This is a genomic window from Nocardia harenae NBRC 108248 (genome assembly GCF_001612885.1).
In the GTDB taxonomy this organism is placed as follows: domain Bacteria; phylum Actinomycetota; class Actinomycetes; order Mycobacteriales; family Mycobacteriaceae; genus Nocardia; species Nocardia harenae.
Genome location: NZ_BDBH01000006.1, coordinates 36,032 through 46,670, shown reverse-complemented (window position 1 = coordinate 46,670; position 10,639 = coordinate 36,032). Strand labels below are relative to the sequence as shown.

The following is a 10,639-nucleotide window of genomic DNA, read 5'->3' as shown; positions in this document are numbered from 1 at the left end:
TTTCCGCGGCAGGCGTAAGGTGCGAAACATGACCGGAATCGACCGCCCGCGGCGGTTGCGCCGCACCCCGGCCCTGCGCCGCCTCGTCGCCGAAACCACGCTGGAGCCACGGCATCTGGTGCTGCCCATGTTCGTCGCCGACGGGCTCGCCGAGGCCAGGGAGATCAGCTCCATGCCCGGCGTGTACCAGCACTCGCTCGACTCGCTGCGCAAGGCGGCGGTCGAGGCGGTCGAGGCGGGCGTCGGCGGGCTCATGCTCTTCGGGGTGCCGCTGGCCGGGGACAAGGACGCGGTCGGCAGCAAGGCCGTCGACCCCGAGGGCATCCTGAACCGCGGGCTGCGCGCGCTCGCCGCCGAGGTCGGCGATGCCACCGTGATCATGGCCGACACCTGCCTGGACGAGTTCACCGACCACGGCCACTGCGGCGTGGTCGCGGCCGACGGCAGCGTGGACAACGACGCCACCGTCGACCGCTACGTCGCGATGGCGCTGGCCCAGGCCGAGACCGGGGCCGACCTGCTCGGCACCAGCGGCATGATGGACGGCCAGGTCGGGGCGATCCGGGCGGGGCTGGACGCGGCCGGGCACCTGGACACCGCCATCCTCGCCTACGCCGCCAAGTACGCCTCCGCCTTCTACGGGCCGTTCCGCGAGGCGGTCGCCTCCTCGCTGCAGGGCGATCGCCGCACCTACCAGCAGGATCCGGCCAACCGGGTGGAGTCGCTGCGCGAGCTGGAGCTGGACCTGGCGGAGGGCGCCGACATCGTGATGGTCAAGCCCGCCATGTCCTACCTGGATATCCTGCGCGACGTCGCGGACCGCGCCACCGTGCCGGTCGCGGCCTACCAGATCTCCGGCGAGTACGCCATGATCACCGCCGCCGCCGAGCGCGGCTGGATCGACCGCCGCGGCGCGATCCTGGAGTCGCTGACCGGGATCCGCCGGGCAGGCGCCGACATCGTGCTCACCTACTGGGCGACCGAGGCGTCGCACTGGCTGCGGTAGCGCAGTTCTTCGATGACCGAGTCACCGGCCTCCCCCACCCGCGACGAGCCGTCGAAGTCCGAGCCGCGCCCGCAGCTCGAGCAGGCGCCGTCTCAGCCGGTCGAGCCACCGCGGTGGGCGCCCGTTCCGCCGCCCTACGGCCCGCCGCCGGTGCGGCCGGAGCAGCCGCCGAAGCCGACCGATGTCGGCACCGCGCAGCAGTTGTGGTGGGCGATCGTCGGTTTCGGGCTGATCCAGGTGATCGCCTCGGTGATCGCCGGGGTGCAGCAGCGCGGCGAGCTGGCCGAGCAGATGCGGGGTGACCTGGAGCGGGCCGGGCAACCGGCCACCCAGGCGATGTCCGAGCTCATGGTGACGCTCGGGCTCGCGCTCGCCGCGCTGTTCGGCATCGCGCTGGCCGGGCTCGGCGTGCTCTTCGCGCACCTGCTCGGCAAGGGCAGGCTGTGGGCGCGCACGGTGCTCACCATCGCGGGGGTCTGGCTGGTGCTCATGGCGGCGGGCACGCTCTTCGCGCTCGACACCGTCTCAGGCGCCGCGACGCTCGCGGCCGGTGCGGCCACCCTGGTGCAGGGTGTATTGGCAGCAGGTGCCGTATTTCTGGCGTACCGCCCGGACTCCACCGCCTACTTCCTGGTGAATCGCCGGTGAATCCGGTGCGAACCGGGTGCTGAGTTTGTCTCGGACACGCCGGCATGTATCGTGAGGGCTGTCACAGTGGACGTGAAGACCGTGAGTTGCCGGGACGAGCGGTGCTCACCAGCGGAGATGCTGCCGCGGTGAGATTCGTCCGGTCGGCTGGCGGGAGATCGGAGGCAACGATGCGCGTGGTGATCCAACAGCCGCAGAGCATTCGTCGGGACCTGCTCGTGCTGAGCCTGCTGATCCTGTTCGGCGTACTGACCGTCGCCGTGCTGTTGCTTCCAGGTCTGACCCGCTGATCCGATAGTGCTCTTCGCCGAACCGGGCGCGCGCTGGCGCAGCGTCGCCTACGGGCCCGTGCTCTGCGTGATCGTGCTCATCCTCGAACTCGCGACCGGCGCGCAGCCGCACTGGTTCGCGCTGATCTTCTGCGCGGCCGCCATCGGCGGCTTCGTCGCGCTGCAGGTGGTCGCCGGGCAGCGGCACGTGAGCGTCGAGCTGACCTCCGAGCGGCTCCGCCAGGGCACCGAGATCCTGCCGCTGTCGAATATCGCCGCGGTGCTGCCGGAGCGCGACGAGGACGACTGGGACGATCTGGACTGGGAGTCCGCCCGCGCGCTCGGCGAGCTGCACGGGGTGCCGCGCAGGCGCACCGGCATCGGGCTGCAGCTGCGCGACGGCGCGCTGGTGCAGGCGTGGGCCCGCGACCACCGCGGGCTGCGCGCCGCGCTCGAGACGGCGGTGGCCGACGCGGCGGCCGAATCCCTGCGGCCGGCGAGTGCCGTGAACCCGGAGGTTCCGGCCGAACCGGGGGAGTCCGCGGCGCAGGCCGATTCCGTACCGGGTACCGTGCCCGCTGACGACGACCGGGAGGACGGGGTGCGGCGATGAGGTACCGGCAGGTGCGAGCGGCACTGGCGACGGTGCTCGCGCTCGTCGCGGTCGTCGCCGGGGTCATCGCCTGGCGCAACGGCCTCCGCACCACCGAGTTCGCCCCCGCGGGCGACATCCCCGCCTTCGAGGCCACCCGGTACGCGGCGCCCTGGATCTTCCTCGCCGCCACCCTGCTCACGGTGGCCGGATTACTGCTGGTCGACGCGGTGGCCCAGGTCGCGCGTGCCCGGAATGCGAAATCGGCGCGCCACGAACAGTAGTGTGTCCGTGGCGATTACGGCACGGTTGCCGGATCGCGGTTTTCCAGTTCGATCGGCGAGAGGTTTTCTGTGAAGCGGTTCGTGGTGCGGTTCGGGATGGCGACGATGGCGGTCGCCGCGGTGGGGTTCGGCGCGGGGCAGGCTGTCGCCGCGCCGGGGCTGCCGCTGGAGCCCGCGACCGTGCGGCCGGCCGAGCCGGTGCAGGCCGGGTTCGTGCCGGAGTCGGGGTCGGCGGGGCCGTACAACCACGCCATGTGCCTCCTGCACAAGGTCTCCCCGCAGTTCCCCTGCATGTACAGCTGACGACCTGCGGCGTGGATCACTCCACTACACCCTGTCGTCGAAGCCGCGCGCGGCGGCTGACACACTGGAGTTCGTGAGTTCTTCTCCGCGCGCCGCCGAGGGTTCGGTCCCGGTTTCCGCCCAGCTCTTCCACCGGGCCGCCGGGATCATCCCCGGTGGTGTCAACTCCCCGGTCCGCGCCTTCCACTCGGTGGGCGGGACGCCGCGGTTCATCGCCTCGGCGCGGGGCTGCACCCTGACCGACGCGGACGGCAACGACTACGTGGACCTGGTTTGCTCGTGGGGTCCGATGATCCTCGGGCACGCGCACCCCGCGGTGGTCGACGCGGTCCGCGCGGCGGCGGGCGGCGGCCTCTCCTTCGGCGCCCCGACCGAGGCCGAGATCGAGCTGGCCGAGGCGATCGCCGAGCGGGTGGAGCCGGTGCAGCGGGTGCGGCTGGTGAACTCGGGCACCGAGGCCACCATGAGCGCGGTCCGGCTGGCCCGCGGCTTCACCGGCCGCACCAAGGTCGTCAAGTTCGCCGGGTGCTACCACGGCCACGTGGACGCGCTGCTGGCCGAGGCGGGCTCGGGCGTCGCGACGCTCGGGCTGCCGACCTCGCCCGGCGTCACCGGCGCGCAGGCGAGCGACACCATCGTGCTGCCCTACAACGACCTGGACGCCGTCGCCGCGGCCTTCGCCGCGAATCCCGGCGAGATCGCCTGCGTGATCACCGAGGCCGCGGCGGGCAATATGGGCGCCGTCGCCCCGGTCGAGGGGTTCAACGCCGGGCTGCGCACGCTGACCGAGGCCGACGGCGCACTGCTGATCATGGACGAGGTGATGACCGGGTTCCGGGTGAGCAGGGCCGGGTGGTACGGCCGCGATGGGGTCGCGGGCGATCTCTATACTTTCGGCAAGGTCATGAGCGGCGGGCTGCCCGCCGCCGCCTTCGGCGGCCGCGCCGACATCATGGCGCGGCTGGCCCCGCTCGGGCCGGTCTACCAGGCGGGCACGCTCTCCGGAAACCCGGTCGCGGTGGCGGCCGGGCTGGCCACCCTGCGCGCCGCCGACGACGCCGTCTACGCGGCGCTGGACCGCAATGCCGAGCGGCTCGGCGGGCTGCTCACCGACGCACTGAGCGCGGCCGGGGTCGAGCACCGCGTGCAGTTCGCGGGCAATATGGTGAGCGTGTTCTTCGCCGACCGCCCGGTCACCGACTACACCTCCGCCAAGGCCAGTGCGACCTGGCGTTACCCGGCCTTCTTCCATGCCCTGCTCAGCGCCGGGGTGTACCCGCCGCCGAGCGCGTTCGAGGCCTGGTTCGTGTCGGCGGCGCTCGACGAGGACGCATTCGCCCGCATCGCCGCCGCTCTGCCCGCCGCCGCCGGCGCGGCGGCCGCAGCCACCCCCGAAGGAACCCGCGCGTGAGCTCCGATCAGCCCACCCCCTCCGACGTCACCGCCGACGCCGCCGACCGCCCCGCGGTCGTGCCGGTCGCCCAGCACGAGCCGCCCGCGGTGGCCGAGCGGGTGGAGACCATCGTGCACGTGCTGCGCCACGGCGAGGTGCACAACCCGAACGGCATCCTCTACGGCAGGCTGCCCGGCTTCGGCCTCTCGGTGACCGGCAGGGCGCAGGCGGGCGCGGTCGCCCGCGCGCTCGCCGACCACGACCTCGCGCTGGTCATCGCCTCGCCGCTGCAGCGCGCGCAGGAGACCGCGCAGCCGATCGCCGACGCGCACGGCATCGCGATCCGTACCGACGAGAACCTGATCGAGGCGGGCAACACCTTCGAGGGGCTGCGGGTCTCGGTCGGCGACGGCGCGCTGCGCAAGCCGAGACACTGGTGGAAGCTGCGCGACCCCTTCACCCCGTCCTGGGGCGAGCCCTACCTGCAGATCGCGCACCGCATGCTGGCCGCGGTGAACAAGGCGCGGGTGGAGGCGAGCGGCCGCGAGGTGGTGCTGGTCTCGCACCAGCTGCCGGTCTGGACGCTGCGCCGCTTCCTGCAGGGGCAGCGGCTCTGGCACGACCCGCGCAGCAGGCAGTGCTCGCTCGCCTCGCTCACCTCGCTGGTGTACGAGGGCGACACGCTGGTCGACATCGTGTACTCCGAGCCCGCGGGCAGTTCGGACCCCAGGAAGACCGGGGCATGAGTGAGTCAGGCCCGGCGCCGGAAGCGAGCGTAGCCACGGAGGGCGCTCGCTGCTGCCGAGTGGACACAGCATGAGCGGTTCCACCGCATCTCGGCGTACCGGGTCGGTCTTGCTCGCGTGCGTGGCCGTGGTGGCCGCGCTCGCGGGCTGCGCCACCGGTACCGACGCGGTGGCGTCCGGTGGCACCTTCGACTTCGTCTCGCCCGGCGGGAAGACCGACATCACCTACGACCCGCCCGCGAGCCGCGGCACCATCGGCACGCTCGCCGGGCCGGACCTGATGAACGAGGGGAAGACGGTCTCGGTCGCCGACTTCCCCGGCCAGGTCGTGGTACTGAACCTGTGGGGGCAGTGGTGCGGGCCCTGCCGGGCCGAGGTGCCCGCGCTGGAGCAGGTCTACGAGCGGACCCGGGATCAGGGCGTCGCCTTCGTCGGGATCAATGTCCGTGACCCGCAGCGGGACAAGGCCGAGGACTTCGTTATCGACAACCGGGTCGGCTACCCCTCGATCTACGACCCGTCCATGCGCACCCTGCTCGCGCTCGGCGGGAACTTCCCGACCAGCGTCATCCCCACCACGCTGGTACTGGACCGGCAGCACCGGGTGGCCGCGGTCTTCCTGCGCGCCCTGCTCGCCGAGGATCTGCAGCCGGTGGTGGAGCGGATCGCGCGGGAGACAGCATGAGCGAGTCAGGCCCGGAGGCGGGAGCGGAGCGTAGCCACGGAGGGCCCTCGCTCATGCCGGGAGGGCACAGCATGAGCGAGTCAGGCCCGGAGGCGGGAGCGGAGCGTAGCCACGGAGGGCCCTCGCTCGTGCCGAGAATGGCTGCAGCGTGAGCGCCGTGGCGGTGCTGGCGGGAGTGGGGGATTCGTTCCAGCAGACGGCGGCGAGCGGGCCGCTGGTGCTCGCGCTCGGGGCGTGCCTGCTGGCCGGGCTGGTGTCGTTCGCCTCGCCGTGCGTGGTGCCGCTGGTGCCCGGGTACCTGTCCTACCTGGCCGGGCTGGTCGGCGCCGAGGCGCCGCCGGTGACGCCGCGCGAGGCGCGGGAACGCCGCGGCGCCGATGCCCCGCGCGGTCCGGCGGGCGGCGCGAAGGCCGCGGGCCGCACCGGGATCGCCGAGCCGAACGCGGCTGCCGAGCGCCGCGCCGCGCGGGCGGGCAGGCTGCGGATCGCGGGGGCCGCCGGACTCTTCGTGCTCGGCTTCACCGTGGTCTTCGTGCTGGCAACCGCGACGGTCTTCGGCCTGATCCAGACCTTGAACGTGAACCGGGAACTGCTGCAGCGGATCGGCGGCGTGCTCACCATCCTCATGGGGCTGGTCTTCATCGGCCTGGTCCCGGCCTTGCAGCGGGACACCAGGATGGAGCCGCGCCGGATCACCGGCCTGCTCGGCGCCCCGCTGCTCGGCGGCGTCTTCGCCCTCGGCTGGACCCCGTGCCTCGGCCCGACGCTCTCCGGCGTGATGGCGGTGGCCGCGGGCACCGAGGGCGCGACCGCCGCGCGCGGCGTCACCCTGATCGTGGCCTACTGCCTCGGGCTCGGGCTGCCCTTCGTGGTGCTCGCCTTCGGCTCGGCGGGGGCGCTGCGCGGAGTCGGCTGGCTGCGCCGCAACTCCCGCACCATTCAGCTCATCGGGGGGATTCTGCTGGTCGCGGTGGGGGTCGCCCTGGTGACCGGGGCCTGGGACCAGTTCGTCGCGTGGGTGCGCGACGCCTTCGTCTCCGAGGTGACCCTGCCGATATGACCGTGACCGACAGCCCGCCCGCCGCCACTCCGGCGCCCCCGCCGCGCCAGTCCCCGCTCGGCCGCGCGCTCGCCGCGGTGCGCAATACCTGGCGCGGCCTCACCAGCATGCGCACCGCGCTGGTGCTGCTCTTCCTGCTCGCGCTGGCCGCCATCCCCGGCGCGCTGCTGCCGCAGCGGAACCTGAACGAGCAGAAGGTGGCGCAGTACATCGCGGACCGGCCGACGCTCGGCCCGTGGATGGACCGCTTCGAACTGTTCGACGTCTTCTCCAGCTTCTGGTTCACCGCCGTCTACGTGCTGCTCTTCATCTCGCTGGTCGGCTGCATCCTGCCGCGCACGGTGGAGCACGCGCGGGCGCTGCGCACCCCGCCGGTGCGCGCCCCGCGCAACCTCGGCCGGCTGCCGCACCACTGGTCGGGCACCGACGGGCGCGCCCCCGAGCAGGTGCTCGCCACCGCAGCGGCCGGGCTGCGGGGCTGGCGGGTGCGGCGCCGCGAGGGCGAGCGCCCCGGCGAGCTCACGCTCTCCGCGGAGAAGGGCTACACCAGGGAGCTCGGCAACCTGGTCTTCCACCTCGCCCTGGTCGGGCTGCTGGTGGCGATCGCGGTGGGCAAGCTCTTCGGCTACGAGGGCAGCGTCATCGTGATCGCCGACGACGGCCCCGGCTTCTGCAGCACCTCACCGGCGGCCTTCGACTCGTTCCGCGCGGGCAATGTGAACGACGGCACCGGCATGACCCCGCTCTGCGTCCGGGTCAAGGACTTCGAGGCCGACTACCTGGAAACCGGCCAGGCCGAGATGTTCACCTCGAACATCGCCTACCAGGCAGGCGCCGACCTGGCCTCCGGCACCTGGCGGGACGCCACGCTGCGGGTGAACCACCCGCTCCGGGTCGCGGGCGACCGGGTCTACCTGCAGGGCCACGGCTACGCGCCGACCTTCACGGTGCGCTTCCCGAACGGCGAGACCCGCACCGAGACCATCCAGTGGCGCCCGGACGACGCCACCACCTTCCTCTCCAGCGGCGTGCTCCGCATCGACCCGCCCGGCGGGCTCTTCGCCGACGACGGGGAGCGCAGGCGCAACCAGATCGCCATCGAGGGGCTCTTCGCCCCCACCGCGCTGCTGCACGGCGCGCTGCTCACCTCGTCGTTCCCCCGGATGGACGACCCGGCGGTCGCCGTCGACATCTACCGCGGCGACACCGGGCTCGACACCGGCCGCCCGCAGAACCTCTTCGCGCTGGACCAGGAGCTGGTCCGGCAAGGCCGGTTGACGAAGGAGGCGCGGGTCAACCTGCGCCCCGGCGAGTCCACCCAGCTCGCCAACGGCACCACGGTGACCTTCGACGGCGCGAAGGAGTTCGTGAACATCCAGGTGTCGCACGACCCGGCGCAGCAGTGGGTGCTGATCAGCGCGGTCACCATGATGGCTGGATTGCTGGTCTCGCTGCTGGTGCGGCGGCGGCGGGTGTGGGTGCGGGTCTACCCGGAGCCCGGCGCGCCCGGTACCGTGGACCAACGACGCACCGTAGTAGAGATGGGCGGGCTCGCCCGTACCGACCAGGCCGGCTGGGGCTCCGAGTTCGACCGGTTGCGCAGCCGTTTGATCGACCCGAGCACGGGAGAACAGTGATGGAGATCGACGCGACCCTCGCCGGGTACAGCGACCTCGCCTTCAAGTCCGCCATCGTGGTGTACACGCTGGTGCTCGTGCTGCTCCTGGTGCAGTACGCCTCGGCGCGCACCAGGCAGATCGCGGCCCGCGAGCCCGCGCTGGTCGGCGGCGGGAGCGACCCGGCGCTGCCGGGCAAGATCGTGGCGCCGCCGGCCCGGCCGCTGGCCGACCGGTTCGGCAATATGGCCTTCTCGGTGCTGGTGGTTGCGGTGGCGCTGCACCTGGCCTCGATCGTGCTGCGCGGCTTCGCGACGAACCGCTTCCCGCTCGGCAACATGTACGAGTTCGTCACCATGGCCACGGTGGCCGCGGTGCTGGTCGGCATGGTGCTGCTGCGCGAGCAGCGGTACCGCTCGATGTGGGTCTTCCTGCTGGTGCCGGTGCTGGTGCTGATGTTCCTCGGCGGCACCGTGCTCTACGCCGACGCGGCGCCGGTGGTGCCCGCGCTGCGCTCGTTCTGGCTGCCCATCCACGTGACCATCGTGAGCATCGGCAGCGGCGTCTTCCTGGTCTCCGGCATCGCCAGCCTGCTCTTCCTCTTCCGGCTGCGGCAGCCGGAGGGCGGTGAGTCGGGCACCGTTCTCGGCGCCATCGCGCGGCGGCTGCCGGATGCCCGCACCCTGGATCGCATCGCCTACCGCACCACGATCATCGGCTTCCCGCTCTTCGGTGCGGGCGTGATCCTCGGCGCGATCTGGGCCGAGGCGGCCTGGGGCCGGTTCTGGGGCTGGGACCCCAAGGAGACCTGCTCCTTCATCGCCTGGGTGCTCTACGCCGCCTACCTGCACGCCCGCGCGACCTCGGGCTGGCGCGATACCAGGGCGGCCTGGATCAATATCGCCGGCTTCGTCGCCATGCTGTTCAACCTGTTCATCATCAACCTGGTGATCAGCGGGTTGCACAGCTACGCGGGGCTCACCTAGCGATCGGCGGCGCTCCCGGTACCGGCCTCGCCGTCCCGGTGCTGCTGCTGGCGGGAGAGCCGCCACAGGAATTCCGGGTCGTCGTCGGGGCCGACGGTCCGCTTGCGCTGGGGAGCACTGCTCCCGGCCGGGCCGAAGGCCTTCCAGCACAGCACCGCGACGGCCACCACCGCGATGAGTGCCAACAGGTACATCACGTCGCTCACCTCCTGGCTACGAGGGTAGCGGCGGTCAGCGGGTAATCCCAGTGTCGGGCCGCGTTCACCGCGGCGTCACCGCGCCGGTCGCCGGTTCGGGGTGACCGGCGCGGTGCCGGTCAGCGCGTGGTGGCCTCGGTGGTCAGCGCGGCGAGCAGCCGCATGACCTCCGACTCGCGGAACCGGCGATGCCCACCGGGGGTGCGCAGCGATCCGAGCCTGCCCGCGTGCGCCCACCGGGTGACGGTCTTGGGATCGACGTGGAAGAGCGCGGCCACCTGGCCCGGTGTCAGCAGCGTGTCCTGGGCGGTCGTCGCAGCAGTCATGGCAAACCTCTCCGTCTTCGACAGTCCCTCATCGGACAGCGTCATGGTGGCACGAAGACCCCTAGGTACTCGATTGATCTACGGTTGGTAAAGGGGAGGTAATAGACAAAACGGATACACCTCCCACCAGGGGCGAAGCGGTCAACCCGGACCGCGCAACCCGGTGGCATAGGCTTGGGGACGTGAGTGACGCAACCCCATCGCGCGAGGCGGCAGGCGCGGGCGAGCCCGCGCCCGGCAGGCGGCTCGCGCTGAACCTCGGCCTCTACACGCTCGCCCGGCTGGCGCTCGTCGTGCTGATCACGGCCCTGATCGTCGGGGTCGCGCGGCTGGTTGGGGTGCAGATCCCGGTGGTGGTGGCGGCGCTGTTCGCGATCATCGTCGCGATGCCGCTCTCGCTGACGCTGTTCAAATCGCTGCGCTCGAAGGTGAACGAGGACATCGCGACAGTCGACCAGAAACGTCGGCAGGACAAGGCCAGGCTGCGCGCCAGGCTGCGCGGTGAGGACGACGATCCGGCGTGACGCC

The 10,639-nt window shown here is 72.2% G+C and carries 14 protein-coding genes; 12 read left to right on the top strand and 2 right to left on the bottom strand.

Going from position 1 to position 10,639, the window contains the following annotated elements:
• Positions 1-28: 28 nt before the first annotated feature.
• From hemB to ccsB, 11 genes are all read left to right on the top strand, one after another.
• Positions 29-1,006 carry a porphobilinogen synthase gene (gene hemB / locus NH2_RS14525; protein ID WP_067653741.1) on the top strand — a complete coding sequence of 326 codons (978 nt, stop codon included), beginning with the start codon at positions 29-31 and terminating at the stop codon, positions 1,004-1,006.
• Between the two features lie 12 nt (positions 1,007-1,018).
• Positions 1,019-1,654, top strand: a complete 636-nt coding sequence (locus NH2_RS14520; protein ID WP_245650579.1) for a hypothetical protein — start codon at positions 1,019-1,021, stop codon at positions 1,652-1,654.
• 294 nt (positions 1,655-1,948) lie between these two features.
• A complete protein-coding gene (gene mce1N / locus NH2_RS14515) occupies positions 1,949-2,536 on the top strand; it encodes a transport-regulating membrane protein Mce1N (protein WP_245650592.1) in 588 nt (195 codons plus the stop codon).
• An 11-nt stretch (positions 2,537-2,547) separates the two neighbouring features.
• Positions 2,548-2,799: a hypothetical protein gene (locus NH2_RS14510; protein ID WP_157103784.1), complete on the top strand. Its 252-nt coding sequence runs from the start codon at positions 2,548-2,550 to the stop codon at positions 2,797-2,799.
• Between the two features lie 69 nt (positions 2,800-2,868).
• Positions 2,869-3,102, top strand: coding sequence for a hypothetical protein (locus tag NH2_RS14505; RefSeq protein WP_067653737.1), 234 nt, complete (start codon positions 2,869-2,871; stop codon positions 3,100-3,102).
• Between the two features lie 73 nt (positions 3,103-3,175).
• Positions 3,176-4,513: a glutamate-1-semialdehyde 2,1-aminomutase gene (gene hemL, locus NH2_RS14500; protein ID WP_067653735.1), complete on the top strand. Its 1,338-nt coding sequence runs from the start codon at positions 3,176-3,178 to the stop codon at positions 4,511-4,513.
• Positions 4,514-4,602: 89 nt separating this feature from the next.
• On the top strand, positions 4,603-5,241 hold the full coding sequence (locus NH2_RS14495; protein WP_067654141.1) for a histidine phosphatase family protein: 639 nt from the start codon (positions 4,603-4,605) through the stop codon (positions 5,239-5,241).
• Between the two features lie 70 nt (positions 5,242-5,311).
• The gene (locus NH2_RS14490) at positions 5,312-5,926 is read left to right on the top strand and encodes a TlpA disulfide reductase family protein (RefSeq protein WP_067653733.1); all 615 of its coding nucleotides are present in this window, start codon (positions 5,312-5,314) and stop codon (positions 5,924-5,926) included.
• A gap of 157 nt (positions 5,927-6,083) precedes the next feature.
• Complete coding sequence (locus NH2_RS14485) at positions 6,084-6,986, top strand: cytochrome c biogenesis CcdA family protein (protein ID WP_084505573.1); 903 nt, start codon at positions 6,084-6,086, stop codon at positions 6,984-6,986.
• Positions 6,983-8,623: a cytochrome c biogenesis protein ResB gene (resB, locus tag NH2_RS14480; RefSeq protein WP_067653729.1), complete on the top strand. Its 1,641-nt coding sequence runs from the start codon at positions 6,983-6,985 to the stop codon at positions 8,621-8,623. The genes NH2_RS14485 and resB overlap by 4 nt, the downstream gene beginning before the upstream one ends.
• Positions 8,623-9,588, top strand: a complete 966-nt coding sequence (gene ccsB, locus NH2_RS14475) for a c-type cytochrome biogenesis protein CcsB (protein WP_067653727.1) — start codon at positions 8,623-8,625, stop codon at positions 9,586-9,588. Before resB ends, ccsB begins: the two co-directional genes overlap by 1 nt.
• On the opposite strand, the gene NH2_RS14470 is transcribed toward ccsB, so the two are convergent.
• Positions 9,585-9,785: a hypothetical protein gene (locus tag NH2_RS14470; protein WP_067654139.1), complete on the bottom strand. Its 201-nt coding sequence runs from the start codon at positions 9,783-9,785 to the stop codon at positions 9,585-9,587. The genes ccsB and NH2_RS14470 overlap by 4 nt on opposite strands.
• Before the next feature lie 119 nt (positions 9,786-9,904).
• Positions 9,905-10,111, bottom strand: coding sequence for a BldC family transcriptional regulator (locus tag NH2_RS14465; RefSeq protein ID WP_067653725.1), 207 nt, complete (start codon positions 10,109-10,111; stop codon positions 9,905-9,907).
• 182 nt (positions 10,112-10,293) lie between these two features.
• On the opposite strand from NH2_RS14465, the gene NH2_RS14460 reads away from it, so the two are divergent.
• Entirely contained in the window at positions 10,294-10,635 is a 342-nt protein-coding gene (locus NH2_RS14460; RefSeq protein ID WP_067653723.1) for a DUF4229 domain-containing protein, read from the top strand.
• Positions 10,636-10,639: the final 4 nt, after the last annotated feature.